Below are 24949 nucleotides of genomic sequence, written 5' to 3' on the forward strand. Positions count from 1 at the left end.
CGAGCGCGCTACTCGGCCGCCGCGCGGATGCCGGACGGCGTGTCGGGAAAGGCACAAATTACGGTTGTGCCCATGTCCTTGCCGGTCTCGATGCGGACGCTGCCACCATGCAACTCGACAAAGCTCTTGACGATCGACAGGCCGAGCCCGGCGCCGCGCCGGCGGCCGCCATTGGTGCGCGGTTCGAAACGCCGGAACACCGAATCGAGCAGGTCCGGCGGCATACCGGGACCGTCGTCGTGGACGGAGAATTCCACGCCTTCGGCAAGCGAGCGGCAGGCGAGCGTGATGGTGCTCGCCTCCGGAGCGTAGTTCGCGGCATTGCTCAGCAGATTGTAGAGGATCTGGCGGATGCGGATTTCGTCGCCGTGGAATGTCTTCGGCGCAGTGGCCGCATCGACCTTGAGCCTGATTGCATGCTCCTCCAGCCGTTCGGAGACAAGCTCGGCAGCGGCAGCGATGGTCCGATCGACGTGAACTTCGGAGATATCGAGCTCCATGATCCCGGCATCCACGGTCGCCAGGTCGAGGATGTCGTTGACGATGGTGAGCAGAACCGAGGAAGACGAGCTGACATGCTCAACATATTCGCGCTGCTTCTGGCTCAATGGCCCGGTCGACGGCAGCGAAAGAAGCTCGGTGAAGCCGATGATGTTGGTCAGCGGCGAGCGCAATTCGTAGGAGACGTGCTGCACGAACTCGTTCTTGAGCTGGTCGGATTTTTCCAGCGCCTCGTTCTTGTCCTTCAGCGCACGCTCGACATTGACGCTGTCGGTGACGTCGACGAAGGTCATCATCACCTGCCCGTTGGGCAGCGGGATCATCGCGTAGCGCAGCACGGTGCCGTTGTTCAGCTCGGTCTGGCCGTGGCGGTCGCGGCGCTCGTCGTCGAAACCGGTGATGGTGGCAACGAACCCGCGCCAGGGGCTGTCCGGCGCGCGCCGGTCGCACAGATCGCGGATCGTGGAGACGTGAACGTTTGGCTTGGCGGCGTCGGCGTCCAGCCCCCAAAGTGCTGCGAATGCCGGGTTCGACAATCTGAGCCTTCCGTCCGGGCCGAACACGGCCACGCCTTCGGCAAGATTGTCGAGCGTCTCGCCCTGAACCCGCACCGCGGTCTGGTAGCGGCTTTCGAGGTCCATCTTCTCGGTCAGGTTCTCGAACACCCAGGTCACGCCGCCCTTAGGCTGCGGATTGGCGACGACGCGGATGGTCTTGCCGTCCGGCAGATGCCACCAATGTTCCTGCGACTCGACCGCGCGATAGGCGCCAAGCAGGCTTTCCTTCCAGCGCCGCCATTCGGGCTGCTCGGCGATCTTGCCTTCGCTGCGCAGCCGGTCGAGCAACAAAGCGTTGTCGGGAGCACTGTGCAGGAAGCCGCTGTCGAGACCCCATAGTTTCTGGAACGCCTGGTTGAAAAACCGCAGCTTTTCGTCGGTATCGAAAATCGCCACGGCGGTGTTGAGCTGATCGAGCGTGTCGGCGTGGCTCCGCACGGTCCGCTCATATTCGTTACGGATGGTTTCGATGGCGCTGGTGTCGCAGGCAAGACCCGCCGAACCGTCCGCGCCGGCGAAGTCGGTCACAGCGAACATGCGGCGGTCGCCTTCGATCACAGTGGAAAGCGCCTGCTCGAAGACGGGATGCGACTTGTGCTGTGCAGCGATCGCATCGCGCGCCTGGCTACCCAAGAATTCCTTCGCATCGCGAACCGCCGCTTCGGCGTTTTCCGCCTCGACCGCCTTGGCATAGGCGCGATTGACCCATTTCAGCCGCCCGTTCGCCGTGCGCAGCCATGCTGGCATGCTGAGTGCGTTGAGCAGGCCGAGCATGGTGTCATAGTCGGCGGCGAGATGCTGGTTCTCGATTTTCAGCCTGGCCTCGCTTCGCTGCGTTTCTGAAAGCGAGACGAAACGGACGACGACGTGTGCTGCGCCCTTGCGCCCATGCACTTCGAGCGGCGCACCGGCCTGCGATTCAAGGACGAGATCGAACGGCTTCGCCTTTTCCCGCAGTCCCGCCACGGCATTTTCGAGCGCCGCCGCCGAGCGCGGCATCAGCCAACGGCCGAAGGCGAGGAAGGCGGCACGGTCTTCCGGGGCGCCGCTTTCAACCGGCAATGTCCCGACGAGCTCGGGCTTCTTGTTTTCCGAGGCCCATACGACCACACGCTGGCCGCGCAGATTGAGCAGCGCTTCGGAGCGTTGCAGCGCAGCGTTGACGTCGGCCAAGCGGGCTCTGAGTTCGACATTCTGCGCCGAGGTGCGCGCTCGTTCGCGGATCAGGAAAATGGCTGAGACAAGTGCCGCGCCCATGACGCCGACAAACATCGCGAGTTGCATGACCTCGACGGTGCTGACCGACAGCCCGGCTTTGGACGCAGCAGCGGGTCCAGCATGTGCCGAAAGGCCAAGCAGCGGACCGGCGAGCGCGGAAGAAGCAAGCAATTTTCCGACGCGGCTGCCAGCGCGCCATAAGAGGCTCCCGCCTCTGGCAGCGGAACCCGTGGTCACCGAATCGTTGTGGCCGCCGGAAACGGCCTGTCCCGCGCAAGGCGGGTAATCCCCCGGCATGTCCTGGTCCTCTTCGCCGCCTGAATGCAAGACCGCCCTGATGCGGGCGTCGGCCCTCGTCCCCCGGCCCCGCGAATCAGCACCATAGCGCTTGCGCGAATCGGCGTGAAGAATCAATCAGCGCAAAAATAAAGCCGGGCGAAAAGTCAATCGCCCGACCTCAATATCTAGTGGTAATTTCCGCTGTGGTTAATAGCGGTAGTGTTCCGGCTTGAACGGTCCCTGCGGGGTCACGCCGATATAGGCAGCCTGTTCGCCGGACAACTCGGTGAGCCGGGCGCCGAGCTTGTCGAGATGCAGGCGCGCGACCTTTTCATCGAGATGCTTCGGCAGGACATAGACCTGGTTCTGATACTGGCCGGGCTTGGTGTACAGCTCGATCTGGGCCAGCACCTGGTTGGTGAAGGACGCCGACATGACGAAGCTCGGATGGCCGGTGGCGTTGCCGAGATTGAGCAAGCGGCCTTCCGACAAGAGGATCATCCGCTTGCCGTCCGGGAAGGTGATCATGTCGACCTGCGGCTTAATGTTGGTCCACTTCAGATTGCGCAGCGACGCCACCTGGATCTCGTTGTCGAAGTGGCCGATATTGCCGACGATCACCATGTCCTTCATCGCCCGCATGTGGTCGAGGGTGACGACATCCTTGTTGCCGGTGGTGGTGATGATGATGTCGGCGGTCGGGGCGGCATCCTCGAGCGTGACGACTTCGAAACCGTCCATCGCCGCCTGCAATGCACATATCGGATCCACCTCGGTGACCTTGACGCGGGCGCCGGCGCCCTTGAGCGACGCCGAAGAGCCCTTGCCGACGTCGCCATAGCCGCAGACGACCGCAACCTTGCCGGCCATCATCGTGTCGGTGCCGCGACGAATGCCGTCGACCAGCGATTCCTTGCAGCCATATTTGTTGTCGAATTTCGACTTGGTCACGCTATCGTTGACGTTGATCGCCGGGAACGGCAGCAGGCCCTTCTTCTGCAACTGATAGAGCCGGTTGACGCCGGTCGTCGTCTCTTCGGTGACGCCGCGGATCGCTTCCTTCTGCTTGGTGAAGAAACCGGGCGATGCCGCCATACGCTTCTTGATCTGGGCAAACAGGATTTCTTCCTCCTCGCTGCCCGGATTGGAGAGCACATCCTCGCCGGCTTCGGCGCGCGCGCCGATCAGGATGTACATGGTGGCGTCGCCGCCATCGTCGAGGATCATGTTGGAGGTGCCGCCATCGGCCCACTGGAAGATCTTGTCGGTGTAGACCCAGTAGTCCTCGAGCGTCTCGCCCTTGACGGCGAAGACCGGAATGCCGGCCTCGGCGATGGCCGCGGCCGCATGGTCCTGGGTCGAGAAAATGTTGCAGGAGGCCCAGCGGATGTCGGCGCCGAGCGCCTTCAGCGTTTCGATCAGCACCGCCGTCTGGATGGTCATGTGCAGCGAGCCGGTGATGCGCGCGCCCTTGAGCGGCTGCGCCTTACCGAATTCCTCGCGGCAGGCCATCAGGCCCGGCATTTCGGTCTCAGCGATCTCGATCTCCTTGCGGCCCCAGCCGGCAAGCGAGATGTCGGCGACCACATAGTCATTGCTACCCGTCATGGCAGTGCTCCGATCAAGAATTGTCTTCGGGATGCGCCCACGCCGGAAGGCGTGTCGAAGGGCGCGAGTTGCCGGCCTGACTAGCAGATCGTCGGTCTAACGACAATGGGATATAAAGAAATCTTTATCCGTGCATGTCTTCGGAGACACCTCGGTCCGAAATCGGAATTGGTTTCCGGAAGCACGATGCGCAAATTCAAGGTGCTAAAGCGTCCTTTGCGCGTCCAAATGAGGCGCGGCGCTCTGGGCGTCAGGACTCCTCGCCGAAGCGGGAGGCGACCAGTTGCTCCAGCGCGTCGATCACCTGCTCGGCCTCCGGGCCGCTGGCGGTGACGCGGATCGAATAACCGGGGCTCGCCGCCAGCATCATGAGGCCCATGATCGAGGTGCCGCCAACCGTGACGCCGTCCTTCTCGACCTGGACGGAGGCGTCGAAGCCGCTGGCGACCTGAACGAACTTCGCCGAGGCGCGGGCATGCAGGCCACGCTGGTTGACGATTGGAAATTCCCGGACGATGTCACTCTTCTTGGCCGACAGCGCGTTCATTTGCTGCTCAGAAGCTGGCTGGCGACATTGATGTATTTGCGGCCGGCCGCCTGCGCCTCGTCCAGCGCTGCGCTCATATTGTCGCCCTTGCGAATGCTGGACAGCTTGATCAGCATCGGCAGGTTCATGCCAGCAATGACTTCGGTACGACCGGATTCCATCACCGAAATGGCGAGATTGGAGGGCGTTCCGCCGAACATGTCCGTCAAAACGATGACGCCGGCTCCCGTGTCGACACGGGCAACGGCGTCGACGATATCGCTGCGGCGCTGCTCCATATCGTCATCGGCGCCGATCGCCACGGTCTCGAAACTGTCTTGTGGCCCGACGACATGTTCCACGGCATGGCGGAATTCGGCGGCCAGTTGACCGTGCGTTACAAGCACGAGTCCGATCATTCTTTGGTGGCTCCCGTCCATCGCCGCTTGATAGGCGTTTCATGCTCGCCGGCCCATCTCAGGCGGCGGGAGCGCTATCTTGTCGACGCGAGGCGCGTTGACAAGCCCAAAATTGCACAGGCACAGGCCATTTTGACGCATTGCAGCAACAATTCGAAATCGGATTATACGAAAGGCGCAATCAGCAGCCGCGCCATCACGGCCAGCGAGGCCGCCGGAACATTGCGTTCGGCAAGATCAATACTCGGCACCGGGCAGCCGGCTATAGGCTCGGTGAAATCTTCCTGGAAGCGGGCCATCTCGGTTGCCGGCACCAGCCGGACATGAAGATCGATCACGCCGCCGGGCTCGAACGACAATGGCCGCGGACCGAATCCGGGCACCTCGGCGAGGCCGGCGATGGGAGCGGGCACCCGACAGACCAGCCGCCCCGCGTGATCGGCAGCGAGGAGCCTGTCGTCGCCGATCAGCCGCGAAAACAATCCATGCTGGCGACAATGATCGATGAGGGCGAGCGCCAGCGTCGTCTTGCCCGAGCCGGACGGTCCCGTGATAAGGACACCACGCTCGCCGATCAGGATCGCCGTGCCGTGAATGTTCTCAGCCTGCACAGTCGGATCAGGCATGATCTTGTCCGAAACCCGGTTCGGAGTCATGCTTTTTGGTTTACGCATGATCTTGTCCGAAAACCGGTACCACTTTTTGGGATCATGCGTCAGCCTTCGGCCGGCAGTGTCACGACGAAGCGGGCGCCCTTGATCTCGCCGGGTTTGGTGCCCGGGATGTTCTCGGCGGTCAGCGTGCCGCCATGGGCTTCGACGATCTGCCTGCTGATCGACAGGCCAAGGCCTGAGTTCTGGCCGAACGCCTCGCCGGCCGGCCGGTCGGTGTAGAAGCGTTCGAAGATGCGGTCGATGTTGTCGGCCCTGATACCGGGACCATTGTCGTCGACGGTGATGATGTTGACCTTGCCGGCGCGCGCCAGAGATATAGCGATGTGGCCGCGCTCTTCAGGAACGAAGGAGCGGGCATTCTCGATCAGATTGGTGATGACCTGGCCGATCCTCAGATCATGGCCGGCGACGAAATGGCCTTTGACGCCCTGCGGCAGTTTGGCGACCTTGAATTCGATGTCGACCGTCTTCTTGTTGCGCGTCGCCGTGCGCGAAACGTCGACCAGATCCGTGATGAATTTCTTGAGATCCACGGTTCCTGCGTCTTCCCGCGCGAGCTCGGCGTCAAGACGGGAGGCGTCGGAAATGTCGGTGATGAGACGGTCCAGCCGCCTGACGTCGTGCTGGATGATCTCCATCAGCCGGCCGCGCGACGTGTCGTTCTTGGCCAGCGGCAGGGTCTCCACCGCGCTGCGCAGCGAGGTCAGCGGGTTCTTCAATTCGTGCGAGACGTCAGCCGCGAAACTTTCGATCGCCTCTATGCGGGCGTAGAGCGCATTGGTCATGTCGCGCACGGCGATCGACAGATTGCCGATCTCGTCCTGCCGGTCGGAGAAGTCCGGGATTTCCTCGCGATTCTTAACGCCGCGCCGGACCCTGACCGCCGCCGCCGACAGCCGGCGCAGCGGGTTGGCGATGGTCGAGGCGAGCAGCATCGACAGGATCGCGGTGACAAGGGCGGCGATGCCGAAGACGCGCAGGATCGCCTTGCGCTCGGCCGCGACGATCTTGTCGATGTCGCCGCCTTCCGTCGACAGCATCAGCACGCCGAGGACGGCGCGGAAGCGCTGGATCGGCACGGCGACCGAAACAATCTGCTCGCCCTGTTCGGAGATCCGCACGATGGTCGACGGGCTGCCGGTAAGCGCCTTGACCACCTCCGGAAATGCTGCGCCATTGCCGCCCGGCTGTTCATGGTAGACCGGCAGCGCGGTGTTGCGGAAGAAGTCGAAGACGAACTTCTGGAGACGTTCCAGAAGGTCGGGCTCTTCCGCGTCGACCGGCGGCAGGTCGTAGCGAAGGATCTGGCCACGCGAATAGAGATGACGGGAATCGAGCAGCAGATTGGCGTCGCGATCATAGATGCGGGCGCGCGTCCGTGTCGGCGAAATCAAGCGCCTAAGCACCGGCGCGACGCGCTCCGGATTGATCGGAAAATCGAGATTGTCGAGCTGATCGGAGCCGGGGCCGAGGCTTTCGCCGGCCTGCAGTTCAAGCAGCTTTTCCGGATCGATGCTGATCGAATCGGTCTCGACCGTCGCCGATGCCGCGATCGCGCCGGCGATGATCTCGCCCTGGGTCATCAGGCTTTCGACGCGGGCATCGATCAGCCCGTCGCGAAACGTGTTGAGGTAGAGAATGCCGGTGACCAGGACGGCCAGGCCGGCGAGGTTGAGGAAGAGAATGCGCCGCGTCAGGCTGGAAAAGATGTGGTGGCCGAGGAAACGGCGCATTGGCACCGTGATTTTCGACAGGAATGCCGGCAGAATCCGCGACGGGCGCCGGGCGCCCGTCCGTCTCACTCGCTCTACGTCCACTGCCATCGAATAGCAGCCCCCGCTCAGTCTTTAGTTTTGAGCATGTCGTTGTCCCAAAATCGGGACCACTTTTGGGCGACATGCATCAATTCATGCTTCGCGGAACCGATATCCGACTCCGTAAAGGGTTTCGATCATCTCGAAGTCATCATCGACGGCCTTGAACTTCTTGCGAAGCCGCTTGATATGACTGTCGATGGTGCGGTCATCGACATAGACCTGCTCATCATAGGCCGAATCCATCAGCGCATCACGGCTTTTTACCACACCGGGGCGCTGGGCCAGAGAATGCAGGATCAGGAACTCGGTGACGGTAAGTGTCACCGGCTCGCCCTTCCAGGTGCAGGTGTGACGCTCCTGGTCCATGACAAGCTGGCCGCGCTCGAGCGAACGGGCCTGCTGGCTGGGCGTCTTGGCCGACGCCTCGCGGGCGCTGGCACGGCGCAGCACGGCGCGAACCCGCTCGACCAGAAGACGCTGCGAGAAGGGTTTGCGGATGAAGTCGTCTGCGCCCATCTTGAGGCCGAAAAGCTCATCGATCTCGTCGTCCTTGGACGTCAGGAAGATCACCGGCAGGTCGGATTTCTGGCGCATCCGGCGCAGAAGCTCCATGCCGTCCATGCGCGGCATCTTGATGTCGAGGATGGCGAGATTCGGCGGGCGCGCCGCCAGACCTTCCAGTGCCGACGCCCCATCCGTGTAAGTTTCGACGCGATACCCCTCCGATTCGAGGGCGATCGACACCGAAGTCAGAATGTTGCGGTCGTCGTCGACAAGCGCGATTGTTGCCATTTCAAGTGGCTCCCTCATGAGCTGTCCCTTCTTTGGTCGAGAAGGGGCTTCTGCAGGACAAATTAGGTACAAAATGTGGCACAGGCTTCGTCCGCTGTCACGAGCGGCACTCCGGCGGCCATAATTTCACCTCAACATGGATTGGACTGTTAAAGACCGCCAATCCTTTGGGCAACCGCCTGATTTTTTGCACATATAAACGATTTAAACAACTTTCAAAATATTTAAATCGATTAATTATTTGATATCATTTGGCTTTTCTGGTTGTCACCGTTACAGTCTCCTTGGTGGGGGCTCCGGAAATTCGCCGGCCAGGATGCTGCAAAACGAAGAAGGAACCCCTCATGTCGGAAGCCGGCAAACGCAATCCCGCATGGGCGATCGATCGGATCGGCCTAAAGACCACGGCCGCGGTGCGCTATAATTTCGGCGAAGCCGCCCTTTACGAGGAAGCGGTACGCCGCGGCGAGGCCCGGCTCACCGCGCATGGCGCACTGGTCGCCGAGACCGGGCAGCACACCGGCCGCTCGCCCAAGGACAAATTCGTCGTGCGCGACGAGACCACCGGGCCGCATGTATGGTGGGACAACAACAAGGCGATGTCGTCGGCCCAGTTCGAAACGCTGCTCGCCGATTTTCGCGCCCATGCAGCAGACAAGGATCTTTATGTGCAGGACCTGGTCGGCGGCGCCGATGAGGACTTGAAGCTGACGACAAGGGTTGTCACGGAGCTTGCCTGGCACTCCTTGTTCATCCGCAATCTGCTCATTCGCCCGGAAGCCGCCGAGCTCGAGCATTTTGTGCCTGACATGACGATCATCGACCTTCCGTCGTTCCGCGCCGATCCGGTTCGCCACGGCACCCGCACCGAAACGGTGATCGCCGTCGATCTGTCGCGCATGATCGTGCTGATCGGCGGCACCTCCTATGCTGGCGAAATGAAGAAGTCGGTCTTCACCGTGCTCAACTATCTGTTGCCGGCCAAGGGCGTGATGCCGATGCATTGCTCGGCCAATGAAGGCGCCGGCGGAGATGCGGCCATCTTCTTCGGCCTCTCGGGAACCGGCAAGACGACACTGTCGGCCGATCCGTCGCGCACGCTGGTCGGCGACGACGAGCACGGCTGGGGTCAGCATGGCATCTTCAATTTCGAAGGCGGCTGCTATGCCAAGACGATAAAGCTTTCGGCAGAAGCCGAGCCGGAGATCTTCGCCACCACCCAACGCTTCGGTACGGTGCTGGAGAATGTGGTGCTCGATGCGGGCCGCGTGCCGGATTTCGACGACGGCAGTCTCACCGAAAACACGCGCTGCGCCTATCCGCTCCATTTCATCCCCAACGCCAGCAAGACGGGCCGCGCCGGTCACCCGAAAAACATTATCATGCTGACCGCCGACGCATTCGGCGTGATGCCGCCGATCGCACGGCTGACCCCGGCGCAGGCGATGTACCATTTCCTCTCCGGCTACACCGCCAAGGTGGCTGGGACCGAAAAGGGCGTCACCGAACCCGAAGCGACGTTTTCGACCTGTTTCGGCGCACCGTTCATGCCGCGCCATCCGTCGGAATACGGCAATCTGCTGCGCGAACTGATCGCCCATCACGGTGTCGATTGCTGGCTGGTCAACACCGGCTGGACCGGCGGCGCGTACGGCACCGGCAAGCGGATGCCGATCAAGGCGACGCGAGCGCTGCTTGCCGCGGCACTCGACGGCTCGCTGAAGACGGCCGACTACCGCACCGACGCGAATTTTGGCTTCGATGTGCCGGTGGCGGTTGCGGGCGTCGACCGCGCCATTCTCGATCCTAGATCGACATGGCCCGATACCTCAGCCTATGACCTGCAGGCGGCGAGGCTGGTGGGCATGTTCGCCATCAATTTCGAAAAATTCGAACCTCATGTCGACGCCATTGTGCTCGGCGCCGCGCCGCGCATGCGCGAAGCCGCGGAATAATTACCTGCTGGGTGCTCTGTGCCTCAAGGCCGGGACCGGGATCGGGAAGGCCCGACCCCCGGGATCGGCCCTTTTCTTTTTTCGTTTGCCGCGCCATGACTGCGGCATGAACGCCGACGACAAGATAATCATTGCCGACGATGCGGTCATCCATCCGGATGACCTGCACGAGGACTTCATCCGCTCGTCGGGCCCTGGCGGCCAAAACGTCAACAAGGTGGCGACGGCGGTGCAATTGCGCTTCGATGCGGCGAATGCGCCGGGCCTGTCGGAGCGCGTCCGCGAGCGAACCATAAAGCTGGCCGGCCAGCGCGCCACCAAGGATGGCGTCATCGTCATCGAGGCCGGACGCTTCCGCACGCAAGAGCAGAACCGGGCGGACGCCCGGGCGCGGCTTGCGGAACTGGTCGCCACGGCCGCCGAACCGCCGCCGCCACCGCGCAAGAAGACGAGGCCGTCGAAAGGCGCGATCGAAAGGCGGCTGAAGACCAAGGCTGGGCGCGGCACAATCAAGAAATTGCGCGGCCGGGTGGACGACGATTAGAGCGACGTGCGTCCCCTTGGACGCACGAAATACGCCTGACATTTTGTATCCACATCGTGCTTTTCGAAAATCGATTCCACTTTTCGGGCCGATGCGGCAGGCGCGACATCGATCGCTGGTCGACGGTTTCCAACTCAAGGTTGCAGGTGGCAAGTTTGGTATTCGCCACAGCAAGGGAGACCACAGATGGGCATGTTTGATTTCGTCAAGGGCGTCGGCAAGAAGCTCGGCTTCGGCGACGATGAGCCGGAGCCGACCGCCGATACGCTCAAGAGGGGACTCGATTCGCACGCGCTCCGCACAAATAATGTCGAAGTCGTCGTCAAAGGCGATACGGCTGTCTGAAAGGCGTGGTCAAGGATCAATCGATCTTCGAAAAAGGGGGCATCGCCATTGGCAACACGCTGGCGTGTCCAAGGTGCAGGCGGATGAATTGCAAGTCGCCGCACCCGAATCCGGCACACCCGCTGCCCCGGCCAAGGAACCGACCTTCTACACGGTCAAGAAAGGCGACAACCTCTGGAAGATCGCCGAAAGAGCTACGGCAAGGGCAAAGGTGCGAAGAACACGATCATTTTCGATGCCAACAAGCGGATGCTGATCCATCCGGACAAGATTTATCCGGGCAGGTCCGGCGCATACCGGATCTCGACCAGGCCTGACCAGATCGGGCCTGACCAGATCGGGCCTGACCAGATCGGGCCTGACCAGATCGGCGACGGCCAATCGACAACGGCGGCTTTCGGGTCGCCGTTTTCATTTGATGGTGGCATTCTGGTTCTTTGCAGACCAACGGATCAAGCAACCATGCTCGTTCTGCCCAAAGGCGTCCGCCATATGCCCGGCTATCTGTCCCGCGCGGTGCAGGAAGCGCTGGTCGAGGATGTGAGAGGGGTCGTGCAGGAGGCTCCCTTGTTTGTGCCGGCCATGCCGCGCACCGGCAAGGAGATGAGCGTGCGCATGACCAATTGCGGTTCGCTCGGCTGGGTCACCGATAAGGAGGGCGGCTATCGCTACCAACCGACGCACCCGGTGACCGGAATGCCCTGGCCGCCGATCCCGGACGTGCTGCTGGAGCTGTGGCGGGACGTGTCCGCCTATTCCCATCCGCCGGAGGCTTGCCTGGTCAATTTCTATTCGCCGGACGCGAAGATGGGCCTCCATCAAGACCGCGACGAGATCGATTTCTCCGCGCCGGTCGTCTCCGTTTCACTGGGCGACGATTGCCTGTTCAGGGTCGGCCAGACCACGCGCGAAGGCGGCACCAAATCGTTCAAGCTGAAAAGCGGCGATGTCGTCGTGCTGGGCGGCGAAGGCCGCCTCTGTTTTCACGGCGTCGACCGCATCTATCCATCGACCTCGGCATTGCTGAAGAACGGCGGGCGGATCAACCTGACGCTGAGACGGGTGACCTATCCTGGCTAGAGCGGCGAACTTTCAAGTCGAGGCGTATCGCCGCTCTCTCTCTTTTTCAAGTATCGGATTTCCCCAAGACCGGCACCCGCTTCGGATCACCGTCCAGGCCCGCCGCTGATCGGCCGGAAAAGATCCAGCGTTCGAGAACAACAAAGTTGACCACCGGAATGAGAATACAGGTGAGCAGTATCGGAATCGCCACCGGCAGGCCGAACTGCCCGACGAGGAGCAGCGGAAGAAGATAGGCGATGGCAAGGCCGGATCCGGTCAGCACGGCGAAACGCGGCGCTTCGAATTGATGCGAGCCGGCCGACATGAAGGTGAAGAACTTGTGGCCGAGATAGGAGAATATTGCCGCGACCGCATAGGCGGCGACGGAGGCTGTGGCCGGCGGCAGGTATGTTGACCCGGCACTGGTGAAGAGGCTGGCACAAAGCGCGTAGAGCACTGTGGCCGCGAGCCCCACCGAGGCGAATTTGAGTAGTCGGCGCGGAGCAAGTGTTCCGCGCCGGGCGGAAATGTCAGGCCGGCGCAATGCAGGCATATTGATCACCGGCTCCCCACAAAATGCTCCGGAATTGGCAATCGAACGATAGCGGGCACTGCCTAAGGCGCCGTTAACCGCTTCGTTACAGCTTCCTGAGCGCCACTTCCTCGACCAGATGATTGGCGCCCTTGCGCAGGATGAGATCGGCGCGGGCTCGCGTCGGCAGGATGTTCTCGCGCAAATTCTTCAGATTGATGTTGGCCCACAGGCCTTCCGCGATGGCGCGGGCCGCTGCTTGAGAAAGTTGCGAATAGCGGTGGAAGAAGGAGTCCGGATCGCGGAAGGCGGTCTCGCGCAGCCGCATGAAGCGGGCGATGTACCATTGATGGATCAGCTCCTCTTCGGCATCGATATAGATGGCGAAGTCGAAGAAATCCGACAGGAAAGGCACAATCTTGCCGTCCTTCGGCAGCTTGCCCGGCTGCAGCACGTTGATGCCTTCGAAGATCAATATATCGGGCCGGTCGATGGTCTGGAACTCGCCGGGAACGACGTCGTAGGTCAGGTGCGAATAGACCGGCGCGCGGACATTGCGCTGCGCCGATTTGATGCCCGACAGGAAACGCAGCAATGCGCCGACGTCATAGCTGTCGGGAAAGCCCTTGCGTTCCATCAGATTGTTGCGGCGCAGGATTTCGTTGGGAAGCAGGAAGCCGTCTGTGGTGATCAGATCGACCTTGGGGCTCGACGGCCAGCGCGCCAGCAATTCCTTGAGCACGCGCGCCGTGGTCGATTTGCCGACCGCGACAGAGCCGGCAATGCCGATGATGAAGGGCGTCTTGACGACATCCACCGCGTTGAAGAAGGCCTGGCGCTGCCTGAACAGAAGTTGGCTCGCCTCGACATGTGCCGACAACAGCCGGGACAGCGAAAGATAGATGCGCTTGACCTCTTCGAGGTCGACCGGGTCGTTGAGCGAACGCAGGCGACGGACCTCGTCCTCGCCGAGCGTCATCGGCGTGTCGGCGCGGAACTGCGACCATTGCTCTGCCGAGAAAAAACGAAAGGGCGAATATTTCTCGGTGGGGGCGAGCTGGTCCATCGAGTTTCCTACCCTCCGCAGCGATCAGCCCCGGTCCTGCCGAGACGCCTTTTCGGCGATGCCCGAACGACCGGTGCGGCGTTCGAGTTCGGTCAGGACATCGGCAAGCGGAACGCCGGCGACGCCCAGAACGACGAGCCAATGATAGATGAGATCGGCGCTTTCCGAAACGAGGGCTTGTCTGTCACCGCCAACGGCCGCGATCACCGTTTCGACCGCCTCTTCGCCGAGCTTCTGCGCCGCCTTGTCCATGCCGCGTGCGAACAGCTTTGCCGTCCACGAATCCGGATCGCCGGAATGCGCGCGTTCCCCGATGATTGTCTCCAGATCGGAGAGCGAAAACTCAGCCATGGCGCCATCTATCTGCTTGTTTAAGCGCGATCTTTTCCGAAAACCGGTTGCCATTTTTCGCTGGCGCGGACCTTCGGTTCGGGATCATGCTTTAGAGCCGATCACCGGGGGAGTCCAGTCGCATCGGCAGGCCGGCGCGGGCCATATGCGCCTTGGCTTCGGCAATGCTGTAGGTGCCGAAATGGAAGATCGATGCCGCCAGCACCGCGCCGGCATGGCCGTCGCGAATGCCCTCGACCATGTGATCGAGCGTGCCGACGCCGCCGGAGGCGATGACCGGCGCACGCACGGCGTCGGCTACCGCGCGGGTGAGCGCGATGTCGTAGCCGGCCTTGGTGCCGTCGCGGTCCATCGAGGTCAGCAGGATCTCGCCGGCGCCGCGATCGACCATCTGCTGAGCGAATTCGACCGCGTCGATGCCGGTCTTTTCGCGGCCGCCATGGGTAAAAATCTCCCAGCGGTCGGCCTCGCCTTCGCCCGATACTTTCTTGGCATCGATGGCGATGACGATGCACTGGTTGCCGAATTTGTCAGCCGCCTCGGCGACGAAATCGGGATTCTTCACCGCCGCCGTATTGATCGACACCTTGTCGGCGCCGGCCAAAAGCAGCTTTCTTATGTCGGCGACCTGTCGCACGCCGCCGCCGACGGTCAGCGGCATGAAGCATTGTTCGGCGGTGCGGGCGACGATGTCGAAGATGGTTTCGCGATTTTCGGACGAAGCGGTGATGTCGAGGAAGCAGAGTTCGTCGGCGCCAGCGGCGTCATAGGCCTTGGCCGCCTCGACCGGATCGCCGGCATCGACCAGGTCGACAAAGTTGACGCCCTTGACGACGCGGCCGTTCTTGACGTCGAGACAGGGGATGACGCGGGCTTTCAGCATCAGATCCTCGCAAGCGCGGCAAGAAAATCGCCAAGCAATTGCCCAACGACAGGCGGAACCTCGCCCTTGGCGTCAAAGGCAGGATCGTAGGCGGACAGGGTGACGCCGACGATCGGGATCGACTTGGCCAGCCCGCAAACCAGTTGCCGCAGTTGCTCCGGATTTGGACCTCCCGGCCGTGCATAGCGGTTCACTTGCAGCACATCGGGATCGTGAACATCCAGATCCAGATGCAAATGCACTTGGGCCGCGCCGGCCGCCTTGAGCTTTCCGACATTGTCGAGTGCATCGGCCCATTGGGCGCGAATGATTGGCAACGTCGCCAGAAGCCGCCTTTCATCGGGATCGAGGTCGCGTGCATCGACCAGCATGCACCGCGACGGGTCGATCGCCTGGAAGCCGGGAATCGCTGACGTCATAGGGCGCCAGCACAGCCCCAGCGTCGTCGCCAGCGCCATGCCGTCGAGAAAGCCGTAGGCGGACGTCTCGGGCGTGTTGAGATCGCCATGCTGATCGATCCAGATGATCGAATCAGCGGTATCGCCAGCCACCGCACCGGCGGCGGTCAGGCAATTTCCGGTGAGCACAATGGGAAAACGCTCATCGTCGCGCCCCATGTCGACCTTGGTGGCGACTGCCCGACAAACCGCGAAACCTGTCGCGATTTCGCGTTTCTGGGCATCGCCGACTTCGCCGATGTCCTCGACGACGACATGGTGGCCGCGAAAGGCAAGTTCATCGACGAGGCCGCCGGCAATGATGGCGTCGGGGCCCTGGCCACAGCCGGCATGATAAAGGCCGCTGTCATAGGGTGCGAGGATGACCGAGAGTTTCATCGCGCCCTCGCCTTCTCCGGTCCTGCCGCCAGGATCGCCAGTGCCTCGGCCGGATCGATACGCCCGTCATAAAGCGCGCGGCCGGAGATGGCACCTTCGAGTTTTTGCGCATCGGGCATGGTCATGCGCACGATGTCGGCGATCGAGGCAAGCCCCCCGGAGGCGATGACCGGGATTGAAACTGCTTCGGCGAGATCGATGGTGGCATCCCAGTTTATGCCGGTCAGCACACCGTCGCGGTCGATGTCGGTGTAGATGATGGCGGCGACGCCGGCGCCCTCGAACTTCCTCGCCAGTTCGATGACGCCGAGGCTCGAGGCCTCGGCCCAGCCCTCGACCGCCACCTTGCCGCCCTTGGCGTCGATGCCGACGGCGATCTTGCCCGGGAACGCCTTGCAGGCCTGCCTGACCAGATCCGGATCGCGCACGGCCACCGTGCCGAGAATGATCCGCGCCAGCCCGCGATCGAGCCAGTCCTCGACCTGCGCCAGGGTGCGAATGCCGCCGCCGAGCTGCACCGGGTTTTTCGTCGCCTTGAGGATAGCGCCGACCGCCGCGCTGTTGACGCTCTGGCCCTTGAAGGCGCCGTTGAGGTCAACGACATGCAGCCATTCAAAGCCCTGTTGCTCGAAGGCCCTGGCCTGCGCGGCCGGGTCGTCATTGTAGATCGTCGCGGTCGCCATATCGCCGTGCTTCAGGCGCACGCACTTGCCGTCCTTGAGGTCGATGGCCGGGAACAGGATCACTTTCAGGCGCCCTCGATGATCGCGAAATGGCCGGTCGAAGCCGCCAGTCGATTCCGTAGTGCGGTCTGATAGGCCGGCGACTGGTAACAGTTCAGCGCTGTCTGATAAGAGTCGAACTCGACCACAACATGCCTGTCAAATTCCGATCCTTCTGGGTTTGTGACCTGTCCGCCGCGCACGAGATAGCGGCCGTCATAGCGCGAAATGGCGTCACCGATGGCGTCACGGTAGCGCTGATAACCGTCGGGGTCAGTCACCGTGAGCATGACCACCCAGTAGCCTTTCTTACTCATGATCCTAGGGTCTCCAGCGCAGAAAATTGGTGATGAGCGCCAGGCCAAGCGCCTGGCTCTTTTCGGGATGAAACTGCGTGCCGGCGAGATTGCCGCTGACGACAGCGGCCGTCACCGGACCACCGTAGTCGGCAATCGCCAGCACCTCCTCCGGCTTCTGCGCGTCGAGATGGTAGGAATGAACGAAATAGGCGTGCAGTCCCTTGGCGCCGGTCGGAATGCCGGAAAACAGCGGATGCTTGCGCGTGAGCTCGATCGTGTTCCAGCCGATCTGCGGGATCTTCAGCGCAGGATCGGCCGGGGTGATCTCCTTGACGTCGCCGGCGATCCAGCCAAAACCTTTTGTAACGGTCTTTTCCAGGCCCCGCTCCGACATCAGCTGCATGCCGACGCAGATGCCGAGGAATGGCCGCCCCTTGACGATCGCGACCTCCTCGACCGCTTCCCACATGCCGGCCACAGCGCGCAGCCCGGCCGCGCAATCGGCATATGCGCCGACGCCGGGCAGGACGATGCGATCGGCGGTCCTGACACGCTCGGCATCGGCGGTCAGGTCGATCGCTGCGGCGATACCGGCTTCATGCGCGGCGCGCTCGAAGGCCTTGGTGGCCGAGCGCAGGTTGCCCGAGCCGTAGTCGATGATCGCGGCCCGCACGTCAGGGTCTTCCGGGAGTGTGGTTCAACCCTAACGCGATGCCCATATGCGTCGGCCGGGCATGGGCGGCGTCCGGAACGATGCGCGGCACTGGCGCTTGCTCGTCCGCTTGCGCTTCGGCTTCCAGCACATAGCGCGTATCGGCATCGTCGAGCCTGTTGGCCTCGACGACGCCCCATTCATGCCAGCCACGACGGCGCAGTGCGGCGATCCGCAAGGCCTGACCCTCCAGCCCGACATAGAGCGATACAAGCAGCGACAGCAGCGGGCCGGCCAGCCCAAGACTCAGCCCTTCGGCAAGCATCGAAAGGAGAGCCATGGCGACAAACGCCAGTGCTGCCTCGATCCACAACCGGTGCCAGAGCAACCACAGCGGCGACACGAGGAAGCCGAGCCAGGAAAACCCATCCCGGACAAAGGTTACATCAGGCTTTTCGCCGCGGCCTGGCGGTTCCATCACGACATAGACGGCCATGGCCTATCCCTTCAGAGATCCCTTGGTGGACGGAACCGCATCCGGCTGGCGCGGGTCGCTTTCAAGCGCGAAACGCAGCGCGCGCGCCACCGCCTTGAAGCAGGTCTCGGCGATGTGATGATTGTTTGCGCCGTAGTGGTTGGCGACATGCAGCGTGATGCCGGCATTCTGCGCCAGGGCCTGGAAGAATTCGCGCACCAGTTCGGTGTCGAACGTGCCGATCTTCGGCGACGAGAACGCAACGTTCCAGACAAGGAAAGGACGGCCGGAAACGTCGATCGCCGCGCGCGTCAGCGTCTCGTCCATGGCGAGATCGATCGAGGCATAGCGCATGATGCCGCGCCGCTCGCCCAACGCCTTGGCCAGCGCCTGGCCGAGCGCGATGCCGGTGTCCTCGACCGTGTGGTGGTCGTCTATGTGCAGATCGCCCTTGGCCTTGACTGTCATGTCGATCAGCGAATGGCGCGACAGTTGGTCCAGCATGTGGTCGAAGAAACCGACGCCCGTCGAAATATCGGATTTTCCCGAGCCGTCGACCTGGACCGACACGGAGATGTCGGTCTCCCCAGTCTTGCGGCTGGCGTTGGCGGAACGGGGCGGCATGACCTCATCCTTGTCCAGAGTTCAGACGTTCCAAGCGTCCACGTGCTTGAAAACGAGAGCCTTCTAGCAGCATGATCCGGCGATTGCCAGTTGCCATGCCAGGGGATATCGAGCCTGGCGGGTGGCTGGTTTGCATTCATCGGACCTATGCATACATATGGTCGATCAAGTCACTCGTAACGCGCCAATCGCCTTTTCGGGACCGGTGCTGATCGGAGCAGAAGATGTCGAATGAACTGACCATGCACGCCACGACCATCGTGACGGTGCGCAAGGGCGGCAAGGTGGTGATTGCCGGCGACGGCCAGGTCAGTCTCGGCCAGACCATCATGAAGGGCAATGCCAAGAAGGTGCGCCGCATCGGCAAAAGCGGCAATGTCATTGCCGGTTTCGCCGGCGCCACCGCTGACGCCTTCACCCTTCTGGAGCGGCTGGAAGCCAAGCTCGAACAATATCCGGAGCAATTGACGCGGGCCTGCGTCGAACTCGCCAAGGACTGGCGCACCGACCGCTATCTGCGCCGGCTTGAAGCGATGATGCTGGTTGCCGACAAATCGGTTTCGCTGGCGCTGACCGGCACCGGCGACGTGCTCGAACCCGAACATGGCGTCATGGCCATCGGTTCGGGCGGCAATTACGCGCTAGCCGCGGCGCGCGCACTGATCGACACCGACAAAGATGCCGAGGAGATCGCGCGCAAGGCGATGCAGATCGCATCCGACATTTGCGTCTACACCAACAACAACTTCGTCATCGAAACGCTCGATGCCGGCTGAGCCGCCCGCTCGCCATGATCCCGAAAAGTGGAAACCGGTTTTTGCTCCGCTGACCTTCGGTTCGGAGAAGATCATGGCCAAACAAGAAAATAGATACGATTTTCGGCCGGTGACGGAGTCGGACCTGCCGATGATTGCGGCATGGCTGGCCGAGCCGCATGTCGCGGAGTGGTGGGATGATCCCGAGAGGGAGATCGCCCAGATCCGCCAACACATCGACAGCATTTCCGTCGAACCGCTGATCATCGAGCTCGATGGCGAGCCGATCGGCTACATGCAGAGCTACGACCCACATCTGGAGGACGGCCATCCCTATAGCGACCAGCCGTTCGGTACGCTCGGCATAGATTTGTCGATCGGCAGGCCTGAGCTTATCGGACGCGGCCACGGCTCGGCAATTGTCCGGCAGTTCGTGGAACAGCTGTTCGAGGAAGGGGCGCCGCGTGTCATCATCGACCCGGATCCATCCAACGGGCGAGCGATCCGCGCCTATGAAAAGGCCGGTTTCAGAGCTATCGATCGAAGGCAATCGGAATATGGCGACGCCGTGCTGATGGCAATCGACGCCGAAGAGGACGATATCGAATAAGGCGACGCCGAATAAAGCCGAAGAGGGGCAGTAACAACATGAGCACAACCGGCGCCGACAAACCCGTCTCGGCCTATGAAGACAGCTGGCGGATGGGACTTCTGCTGGTCCTCGGCCTGATCATATTCCAGGCCGGAGTCCTTTACGGCATGGGCCGAACCCCGATCTGCACATGCGGCTATGTCAAGCTGTGGCACGGTATCGTGCAGAGTTCGGAGAATTCCCAGCATATTTCCGACTGGTACACATTCTCGCACCTCATCCACGGCTTCCTGTTCTATGCGCTGGCGTGGGCTCTGTTCCCGCGCTCGCCGATCGGGCTCAGGCTGGCATTTGCGGTCGTCATTGAGGGCGGTTGGGAACTTCTCGAGAACAGCCCGTTGATCATCGAGCGCTATCGCGCCGGCACGATCTCCCTCGACTACTATGGCGACAGCATCATCAATTCGGTGGCGGACACGCTGGCGATGGTGCTGGGATTTGTGATGGCGCGCAGGCTTCCTATATGGGTGATCGTGACCCTGGCCGTCATCTTCGAATTCGGTGTCGGCTACCTCATCCGGGACAATCTGACGCTCAACGTGATCATGCTGCTGCATCCGTTCGAGTCCATCCGGCAGTGGCAAAGTGGAATTTAGGAATATGAGCACATTCTCGCCCCGTGAAATCGTTTCGGAACTCGATCGCTTCATCATCGGCCAGAAGGACGCCAAGCGCGCCGTGGCCATCGCCCTGCGCAACCGCTGGCGCCGCCAGCAGCTCGAAGGCCAGATGCGTGAAGAGGTGATGCCGAAGAACATCCTGATGATCGGCCCGACCGGCGTCGGCAAGACCGAGATCTCGCGCCGCCTGGCACGCCTTGCCGGTGCGCCGTTTGTCAAGGTCGAGGCGACCAAGTTCACCGAAGTCGGCTATGTCGGCCGCGACGTCGAGCAAATCATCCGCGACCTGGTCGAGATCGCCATCGGCCTGGTGCGCGAGAAGATGCGCGAGGATGTCAAAGCGCGCGCCCATATCAATGCCGAGGAACGTGTGCTGGAAGCGCTCGTCGGCAAGACGGCGAGCCCGGGCACACGTGACAATTTCCGCAAGAAGCTGCGCGACGGCGAGCTCGACAACAAGGAGATCGAGATCGAAGTAAGCGACACCGGCACTGGCGGCATGCCCGGCTTCGAGATTCCCGGCATGCCGGGCGCCAATATCGGCGTGTTGAACATCAACGACATGCTGTCGAAAGCGATGGGCGGCCAGAAGACCAAGACGCGCAAGACGACGGTGAAGGAGTCCTACGCGGTGCTGGTCGGCGACGAGTCCGACAAGCTGCTCGACCAGGACGAGGTCGTGCGCAGGGCGCTGGAATCGACCGAAAACGACGGCATCGTCTTCCTCGACGAGATCGACAAGATCGCCTCGCGGGAAGGCGGCATGGGCGCCGGTGTTTCCCGCGAAGGCGTGCAGCGCGACCTGCTGCCGCTTGTCGAGGGCACCACGGTGGCGACCAAATACGGACCGGTGAAGACCGACCACATCCTGTTCATCGCATCGGGTGCGTTTCACGTCGCCAAGCCGTCGGACCTGCTGCCGGAACTGCAGGGCCGACTGCCGATCCGCGTCGAGCTGCGTGCACTCGAGAAGGACGATTTCGTCCGCATCCTGACCGAGACCGAGGCCAGCCTGATCAAGCAGTACATCGCGCTGATGAAGACCGAGGGCGTCGATCTTGTCTTCACCGACGACGCCATCGATTCGCTGGCCGGCATTGCGGTCGATCTCAACGCCAGCGTCGAGAACATCGGCGCCAGGCGGCTGCAGACGGTCATGGAGCGGGTGCTGGACGAGATCTCCTATGACGCGCCGGACCGGCACGGCACGGCGGTGACCATCGACGCAGCCTATGTGCAAAAGCATGTCGGCGACCTGTCCAGAAACACGGATTTGTCGCGTTTCATCCTGTAGCAGGCAATCCATCCCACAAGAATTGGGCCGGGGGAGCCGGCAAGTTCTGAAACGTGTGGCCAAATGGAAGCATCTGGCCAGCTTTTGTCTTGCCCGGCGCAGGGGCCCTCGACTCCACTTCCAGCTTTACCTAGTTTGCCCGGCAACTACAGCGCCGCGCATCAGTTGGGCGTGCAAAGGGCGCTATACAGTTGGTTTTGCGCATGACCCCGAAAATCGATTCCGGGGTCATGCGCTGTTGCAGGCGGCGGCGCATGAAAAAACTGATCCTCGTCATTCTCGGGCTGACGCTGGCGACAGCCATGTTCGCCGCCGAAGCGGCGACGATGGTGCCGCCGGGCAACAGTCATGCCGAGCAGCCCAACATACCGGGCGCCTCGAGCCGGCGCACCCAAGCCACCAACACCACCTTCCAGGCAAAATACCGCAAGGTCTATGCGCTGCTGCAGCACGACGCCGGTCTTCGCGGCAAGATCAGCCAGGCGGCGGCGACCTATGGCATCGACCCGATGCATATCGTCGGCGCCATAGTCGGCGAGCACACCTACAATGTCGACGCCTACGACCGGCTGCAGACCTACTACGTCAAGGCGATCTCTTATCTGTCGAGCAAGCTGTCCTTCGCCTATGAAGGCGAGGACATCACCGATTTCGTGCAGCGGCCGCAATTCCAGGAATGCGCCGGCAAACCGGACAGTTACGCGCTCTGGGAATGCCGCGAGCAGGTGTGGAACCAGTCCTTTCGCGGCAAGACTGTCGGCGGTGAGAGCTTCCCCGACGACCGCTTCGGCGCCACTTTCTTCCAGCCCTATTATGCCGGCCAGACTTTTGGCCTCGGTCAGCTCAATCCGCTGACGGCGTTGCAGATGAGCGATCTCGTGCACCAGGTTTCCGGCCTGCCGAAGCTCGACGTCGGCGATCCGAATGCGGTCTACAAGACCATCATGGATCCGGACCTGACATTGGATTATGTCGCAGCGACGATCCGGAAATCGATCGATGCCTACCAGAGCATTGCCGGCTTCGACATATCGGGCAATCCCGGCATCACATCGACGCTCTACAATGTCGGCAATCCGGAACAGCGTGCCCATGCGCTGAAGGCCGAGAACGACAGGCGCCGCGACGCGGGCGAACCGGAGAAGCTGCCCGAGGAAAATTACTATGGCTGGCTGGTCAACGACAAATTGCCGGAGCTGAAGGCGCTGTTTTAGTTGTTAAATCACGCTTGGTACCTGACGACCACAGCCGCCCCGGGGTGGAGCCCCTGTTGGTGAGAGCCGATACAAGAGCGCAAATGCGCCAATAAGCGGATGAGGCACTCGGCCAAGGAGCTCATTGCCCTTGATGCAATGCCCTTCATCCGCACTTAGGCTCGGGGTTCGCGCCTCACTTCGGAAGCCGTTCGTAAGCGCCTAAGTTGCCCAGGAGGGTTTCCTGTGGTCCGCTTGAAGGCACGGCTGAAAGCGGCTTCGGAAGCATATCCCAGGCGCGCGGCGATGGCTGGGATCGTCAGGCTCGGGTCAAGGAGCAGGCGTTTTGCTTCGCGCATTCGGAATTCGAGCACATAGCGGGCCGGCGATACCCCAAGCACATGTGAAAAACGTTCGGCGAAGGTCGACCGCGACATGGCCGCAGTTCTCGCCAATCGGGCCAGAGACCAGTTTTCCCCCGGTCTCGTATGGATGCCGAGCAGGGCGGGGCCAAGTCCTCGATCGCGCAGCGCAGCGAGCCAGCCTCGGCGATGATCATCGCTATCCCTGGCCCAATCGCGAACAATGATGCTGATGGCCGCATCGGCCAGACGGGCCATTATTGTGGCCGAGCCGACGCTTTCTTCCGCCATCTCGGCCGCCATTACCTCCAGCAGCATGCCGAGAGATCGGGTGCGGTTCGGTCCCTCGCGAAGCACAAGTTTTGCGGGCATGGTCCCAATCAATCGATCGGCCAGCGGTTCCTCGAAATCCACGGTGCAGCAGAAAATGAGGGATCGGGCACCCCCGCCGCCGGTGTTGAGGGAATAGCTTGTGCCGGATATCTGTCTTGGCCCCAAGAGGGTGAGATCGGTCACCGCGCTCTCAGGATCGTCGGCGATGACATGTTTGGTGCCATGTGGCAGGAGCACGACATCGCCCTGGTCCAGCCGCTCTGGTTCAGACCCCTCGATAAGCACCCAACAGCTGCCTTCGGCGACGAAATGGAAGCGAATTCCCTTTTGGAATTGCAGGCCGATGCCCCAAGGCCGCGTTACCTCTGCCCGGCAGTAACTCGCTTCCGCTGGCCTGAGATCACGCAGGAACTGTCCAAGAAGATGGACGACAGGATCGGCAGAATTGGATGATCGAGCATACATCTCGGACGCAGTATCATTGTTCGTCCGGCATTCCACAATAGGCTCTTCTCTGCTGCCAGTAGATTCGTGGCAACGTGGCAACATTGAGGGAGATGTCAGTGTCTTTTCCAAAGCTCGTGGCGGCGGTAGCCGCGGTTATTATCCTGCCGTCTCAGACTTATGCCCTGGAGAATACATACCTGCCAGTTGAGAAGGTGCCGTATTATGAGGAAATGCCTGACCAGCCCCACCGGCTGGGCCCCTTATGGGGCAAGCGCGATGTGGGTCCGGCTGGAACGCTGCTGAAAGTCCCGGGGGGATGGCAAGCACCGATACATGCACATACGGCAGACTATCAGGGCATTGTCATTGAGGGCACCTGGAGCCACTGGGTGCCGGAAACGGGTGAGGGCCGAAACATCGAGCTGCAGCCCGGATCATATTGGACCCAGAAGGCAGACCAGATGCATGCCGATGCCTGTATGTCGGAAAAGCAGTGCGTGATCCTTCTTATCAACACCGAACCTTATTCCACTCTTTTCAAGAGCCGATAGCTCGA

At 61.8% G+C, this 24949-nt stretch carries 27 protein-coding genes and 1 pseudogene; 10 read left to right on the forward strand and 18 right to left on the reverse strand.

What is annotated here, in order from left to right; all coding sequences use genetic code 11:
* Nucleotides 1-8 precede the first annotated feature (8 nt).
* The 7 genes from CIT31_RS03410 to CIT31_RS03440 form a co-directional block, all read right to left on the reverse strand.
* A complete protein-coding gene (locus tag CIT31_RS03410; RefSeq protein WP_095517710.1) occupies nucleotides 9-2573 on the reverse strand; it encodes a sensor histidine kinase in 2565 nt (854 codons plus the stop codon).
* Nucleotides 2574-2762: 189 nt separating this feature from the next.
* The gene (gene ahcY, locus CIT31_RS03415; RefSeq protein WP_029347442.1) at nucleotides 2763-4163 is read right to left on the reverse strand and encodes an adenosylhomocysteinase; all 1401 of its coding nucleotides are present in this window, start codon (nucleotides 4161-4163) and stop codon (nucleotides 2763-2765) included.
* A gap of 250 nt (nucleotides 4164-4413) precedes the next feature.
* Complete coding sequence (locus CIT31_RS03420) at nucleotides 4414-4710, reverse strand: HPr family phosphocarrier protein (RefSeq protein ID WP_029347441.1); 297 nt, start codon at nucleotides 4708-4710, stop codon at nucleotides 4414-4416.
* Nucleotides 4707-5108 (reverse strand): PTS sugar transporter subunit IIA, encoded by a 402-nt coding sequence (locus CIT31_RS03425; protein WP_029347440.1) that lies wholly within the window; start codon nucleotides 5106-5108, stop codon nucleotides 4707-4709. The genes CIT31_RS03420 and CIT31_RS03425 overlap by 4 nt, the downstream gene beginning before the upstream one ends.
* A gap of 164 nt (nucleotides 5109-5272) precedes the next feature.
* On the reverse strand, nucleotides 5273-5734 hold the full coding sequence (locus CIT31_RS03430) for an HPr kinase/phosphorylase (protein WP_095517711.1): 462 nt from the start codon (nucleotides 5732-5734) through the stop codon (nucleotides 5273-5275).
* A gap of 89 nt (nucleotides 5735-5823) precedes the next feature.
* Nucleotides 5824-7605 carry a sensor histidine kinase gene (locus CIT31_RS03435; protein ID WP_095517442.1) on the reverse strand — a complete coding sequence of 594 codons (1782 nt, stop codon included), beginning with the start codon at nucleotides 7603-7605 and terminating at the stop codon, nucleotides 5824-5826.
* Nucleotides 7606-7689: 84 nt separating this feature from the next.
* Nucleotides 7690-8391 carry a response regulator transcription factor gene (locus CIT31_RS03440; RefSeq protein WP_065011523.1) on the reverse strand — a complete coding sequence of 234 codons (702 nt, stop codon included), beginning with the start codon at nucleotides 8389-8391 and terminating at the stop codon, nucleotides 7690-7692.
* A 344-nt stretch (nucleotides 8392-8735) separates the two neighbouring features.
* On the opposite strand from CIT31_RS03440, the gene CIT31_RS03445 reads away from it, so the two are divergent.
* The 4 genes and pseudogenes from CIT31_RS03445 to CIT31_RS03460 all read left to right on the forward strand — a co-directional run bounded on the left by CIT31_RS03445 (nucleotide 8736) and on the right by CIT31_RS03460 (nucleotide 12315).
* The gene (locus tag CIT31_RS03445; protein WP_095517443.1) at nucleotides 8736-10346 is read left to right on the forward strand and encodes a phosphoenolpyruvate carboxykinase; all 1611 of its coding nucleotides are present in this window, start codon (nucleotides 8736-8738) and stop codon (nucleotides 10344-10346) included.
* A gap of 106 nt (nucleotides 10347-10452) precedes the next feature.
* A complete protein-coding gene (gene arfB, locus CIT31_RS03450; protein WP_095517444.1) occupies nucleotides 10453-10890 on the forward strand; it encodes an alternative ribosome rescue aminoacyl-tRNA hydrolase ArfB in 438 nt (145 codons plus the stop codon).
* Between the two features lie 186 nt (nucleotides 10891-11076).
* Nucleotides 11077-11552: pseudogene (gene lysM / locus CIT31_RS03455) on the forward strand (peptidoglycan-binding protein LysM).
* Nucleotides 11553-11697: 145 nt separating this feature from the next.
* The gene (locus CIT31_RS03460) at nucleotides 11698-12315 is read left to right on the forward strand and encodes an alpha-ketoglutarate-dependent dioxygenase AlkB family protein (protein ID WP_095517445.1); all 618 of its coding nucleotides are present in this window, start codon (nucleotides 11698-11700) and stop codon (nucleotides 12313-12315) included.
* A gap of 46 nt (nucleotides 12316-12361) precedes the next feature.
* Here the strand turns inward: CIT31_RS03460 and CIT31_RS03465 are convergent, their stop codons facing one another.
* The 10 genes from CIT31_RS03465 to hisB all read right to left on the reverse strand — a co-directional run bounded on the left by CIT31_RS03465 (nucleotide 12362) and on the right by hisB (nucleotide 18737).
* On the reverse strand, nucleotides 12362-12850 hold the full coding sequence (locus CIT31_RS03465; protein WP_051695669.1) for a GtrA family protein: 489 nt from the start codon (nucleotides 12848-12850) through the stop codon (nucleotides 12362-12364).
* Between the two features lie 85 nt (nucleotides 12851-12935).
* Nucleotides 12936-13895 carry a type I pantothenate kinase gene (gene coaA / locus CIT31_RS03470; RefSeq protein ID WP_029347431.1) on the reverse strand — a complete coding sequence of 320 codons (960 nt, stop codon included), beginning with the start codon at nucleotides 13893-13895 and terminating at the stop codon, nucleotides 12936-12938.
* Between the two features lie 24 nt (nucleotides 13896-13919).
* A complete protein-coding gene (locus CIT31_RS03475) occupies nucleotides 13920-14246 on the reverse strand; it encodes a phosphoribosyl-ATP diphosphatase (RefSeq protein ID WP_095517446.1) in 327 nt (108 codons plus the stop codon).
* 91 nt (nucleotides 14247-14337) lie between these two features.
* Nucleotides 14338-15129, reverse strand: coding sequence for an imidazole glycerol phosphate synthase subunit HisF (gene hisF / locus CIT31_RS03480; protein ID WP_065011530.1), 792 nt, complete (start codon nucleotides 15127-15129; stop codon nucleotides 14338-14340).
* A complete protein-coding gene (locus CIT31_RS03485) occupies nucleotides 15129-15965 on the reverse strand; it encodes an arginase family protein (protein ID WP_095517447.1) in 837 nt (278 codons plus the stop codon). Before CIT31_RS03485 ends, hisF begins: the two co-directional genes overlap by 1 nt.
* The gene (gene hisA / locus CIT31_RS03490) at nucleotides 15962-16711 is read right to left on the reverse strand and encodes a 1-(5-phosphoribosyl)-5-[(5-phosphoribosylamino)methylideneamino]imidazole-4-carboxamide isomerase (RefSeq protein WP_095517448.1); all 750 of its coding nucleotides are present in this window, start codon (nucleotides 16709-16711) and stop codon (nucleotides 15962-15964) included. The genes CIT31_RS03485 and hisA overlap by 4 nt, the downstream gene beginning before the upstream one ends.
* A 2-nt stretch (nucleotides 16712-16713) precedes the next feature.
* A complete protein-coding gene (locus tag CIT31_RS03495; protein WP_095517449.1) occupies nucleotides 16714-17004 on the reverse strand; it encodes a DUF1330 domain-containing protein in 291 nt (96 codons plus the stop codon).
* A gap of 4 nt (nucleotides 17005-17008) precedes the next feature.
* Complete coding sequence (gene hisH / locus CIT31_RS03500) at nucleotides 17009-17659, reverse strand: imidazole glycerol phosphate synthase subunit HisH (protein ID WP_065011533.1); 651 nt, start codon at nucleotides 17657-17659, stop codon at nucleotides 17009-17011.
* 1 nt (nucleotide 17660) lies between these two features.
* Nucleotides 17661-18134 (reverse strand): DUF2628 domain-containing protein, encoded by a 474-nt coding sequence (locus tag CIT31_RS03505; protein ID WP_095517450.1) that lies wholly within the window; start codon nucleotides 18132-18134, stop codon nucleotides 17661-17663.
* A gap of 3 nt (nucleotides 18135-18137) precedes the next feature.
* Entirely contained in the window at nucleotides 18138-18737 is a 600-nt protein-coding gene (gene hisB, locus CIT31_RS03510) for an imidazoleglycerol-phosphate dehydratase HisB (RefSeq protein WP_095517451.1), read from the reverse strand.
* A gap of 224 nt (nucleotides 18738-18961) precedes the next feature.
* Here hisB and hslV point away from each other — a divergent pair, with 224 nt between their 5' ends.
* The 5 genes from hslV (at nucleotide 18962) to CIT31_RS03535 (ending at nucleotide 23272) form a co-directional block, all read left to right on the forward strand.
* A complete protein-coding gene (hslV, locus tag CIT31_RS03515) occupies nucleotides 18962-19513 on the forward strand; it encodes an ATP-dependent protease subunit HslV (protein ID WP_095517452.1) in 552 nt (183 codons plus the stop codon).
* A 73-nt stretch (nucleotides 19514-19586) separates the two neighbouring features.
* Nucleotides 19587-20102 carry a GNAT family N-acetyltransferase gene (locus tag CIT31_RS03520; RefSeq protein WP_095517712.1) on the forward strand — a complete coding sequence of 172 codons (516 nt, stop codon included), beginning with the start codon at nucleotides 19587-19589 and terminating at the stop codon, nucleotides 20100-20102.
* A gap of 38 nt (nucleotides 20103-20140) precedes the next feature.
* Nucleotides 20141-20740, forward strand: a complete 600-nt coding sequence (locus CIT31_RS03525) for a DUF2585 domain-containing protein (RefSeq protein ID WP_095517453.1) — start codon at nucleotides 20141-20143, stop codon at nucleotides 20738-20740.
* A 4-nt stretch (nucleotides 20741-20744) separates the two neighbouring features.
* Nucleotides 20745-22058, forward strand: coding sequence for an ATP-dependent protease ATPase subunit HslU (gene hslU, locus CIT31_RS03530; RefSeq protein ID WP_095517454.1), 1314 nt, complete (start codon nucleotides 20745-20747; stop codon nucleotides 22056-22058).
* 254 nt (nucleotides 22059-22312) lie between these two features.
* Entirely contained in the window at nucleotides 22313-23272 is a 960-nt protein-coding gene (locus CIT31_RS03535) for a DUF1402 family protein (protein ID WP_095517455.1), read from the forward strand.
* Nucleotides 23273-23427: 155 nt separating this feature from the next.
* Here the strand turns inward: CIT31_RS03535 and CIT31_RS03540 are convergent, their stop codons facing one another.
* Complete coding sequence (locus CIT31_RS03540; RefSeq protein WP_133116112.1) at nucleotides 23428-24522, reverse strand: AraC family transcriptional regulator; 1095 nt, start codon at nucleotides 24520-24522, stop codon at nucleotides 23428-23430.
* Between CIT31_RS03540 and CIT31_RS03545 the strand changes: the two genes are divergently transcribed.
* Nucleotides 24510-24944, forward strand: a complete 435-nt coding sequence (locus CIT31_RS03545) for a DUF4437 domain-containing protein (protein WP_425350556.1) — start codon at nucleotides 24510-24512, stop codon at nucleotides 24942-24944. The genes CIT31_RS03540 and CIT31_RS03545 overlap by 13 nt on opposite strands.
* The last annotated feature ends 5 nt before the right edge of the window (nucleotides 24945-24949 follow it).

The sequence above is a fragment of the Mesorhizobium wenxiniae genome (assembly GCF_002284535.1).
Classification (GTDB): Bacteria; Pseudomonadota; Alphaproteobacteria; order Rhizobiales; family Rhizobiaceae; genus Mesorhizobium; species Mesorhizobium wenxiniae.

Bases quoted from the DNA above. Each gene is read 5' to 3' on its own strand.
- CIT31_RS03445 (WP_095517443.1), top strand. From the start codon at position 8,736: ATGTCGGAAGCCGGCAAACGCAATCCCGCATGGGCGATCGATCGGATC.
- coaA (WP_029347431.1), bottom strand. From the start codon at position 13,895: ATGGACCAGCTCGCCCCCACCGAGAAATATTCGCCCTTTCGTTTTTTC.
- CIT31_RS03485 (WP_095517447.1), bottom strand. From the start codon at position 15,965: ATGAAACTCTCGGTCATCCTCGCACCCTATGACAGCGGCCTTTATCAT.
- hslU (WP_095517454.1), top strand. From the start codon at position 20,745: ATGAGCACATTCTCGCCCCGTGAAATCGTTTCGGAACTCGATCGCTTC.
- CIT31_RS03420 (WP_029347441.1), bottom strand. From the start codon at position 4,710: ATGAACGCGCTGTCGGCCAAGAAGAGTGACATCGTCCGGGAATTTCCA.
- ahcY (WP_029347442.1), bottom strand. From the start codon at position 4,163: ATGACGGGTAGCAATGACTATGTGGTCGCCGACATCTCGCTTGCCGGC.
- CIT31_RS03410 (WP_095517710.1), bottom strand. From the start codon at position 2,573: ATGCCGGGGGATTACCCGCCTTGCGCGGGACAGGCCGTTTCCGGCGGC.
- CIT31_RS03520 (WP_095517712.1), top strand. From the start codon at position 19,587: ATGGCCAAACAAGAAAATAGATACGATTTTCGGCCGGTGACGGAGTCG.
- hisF (WP_065011530.1), bottom strand. From the start codon at position 15,129: ATGCTGAAAGCCCGCGTCATCCCCTGTCTCGACGTCAAGAACGGCCGC.
- CIT31_RS03535 (WP_095517455.1), top strand. From the start codon at position 22,313: ATGAAAAAACTGATCCTCGTCATTCTCGGGCTGACGCTGGCGACAGCC.
- arfB (WP_095517444.1), top strand. From the start codon at position 10,453: ATGAACGCCGACGACAAGATAATCATTGCCGACGATGCGGTCATCCAT.
- CIT31_RS03475 (WP_095517446.1), bottom strand. From the start codon at position 14,246: ATGGCTGAGTTTTCGCTCTCCGATCTGGAGACAATCATCGGGGAACGC.
- CIT31_RS03430 (WP_095517711.1), bottom strand. From the start codon at position 5,734: ATGCCTGATCCGACTGTGCAGGCTGAGAACATTCACGGCACGGCGATC.
- CIT31_RS03435 (WP_095517442.1), bottom strand. From the start codon at position 7,605: ATGGCAGTGGACGTAGAGCGAGTGAGACGGACGGGCGCCCGGCGCCCG.
- CIT31_RS03465 (WP_051695669.1), bottom strand. From the start codon at position 12,850: ATGCCTGCATTGCGCCGGCCTGACATTTCCGCCCGGCGCGGAACACTT.
- CIT31_RS03505 (WP_095517450.1), bottom strand. From the start codon at position 18,134: ATGGCCGTCTATGTCGTGATGGAACCGCCAGGCCGCGGCGAAAAGCCT.
- CIT31_RS03425 (WP_029347440.1), bottom strand. From the start codon at position 5,108: ATGATCGGACTCGTGCTTGTAACGCACGGTCAACTGGCCGCCGAATTC.
- CIT31_RS03460 (WP_095517445.1), top strand. From the start codon at position 11,698: ATGCTCGTTCTGCCCAAAGGCGTCCGCCATATGCCCGGCTATCTGTCC.
- hisB (WP_095517451.1), bottom strand. From the start codon at position 18,737: ATGCCGCCCCGTTCCGCCAACGCCAGCCGCAAGACTGGGGAGACCGAC.
- CIT31_RS03440 (WP_065011523.1), bottom strand. From the start codon at position 8,391: ATGGCAACAATCGCGCTTGTCGACGACGACCGCAACATTCTGACTTCG.
- CIT31_RS03495 (WP_095517449.1), bottom strand. From the start codon at position 17,004: ATGAGTAAGAAAGGCTACTGGGTGGTCATGCTCACGGTGACTGACCCC.
- CIT31_RS03525 (WP_095517453.1), top strand. From the start codon at position 20,141: ATGAGCACAACCGGCGCCGACAAACCCGTCTCGGCCTATGAAGACAGC.
- hslV (WP_095517452.1), top strand. From the start codon at position 18,962: ATGTCGAATGAACTGACCATGCACGCCACGACCATCGTGACGGTGCGC.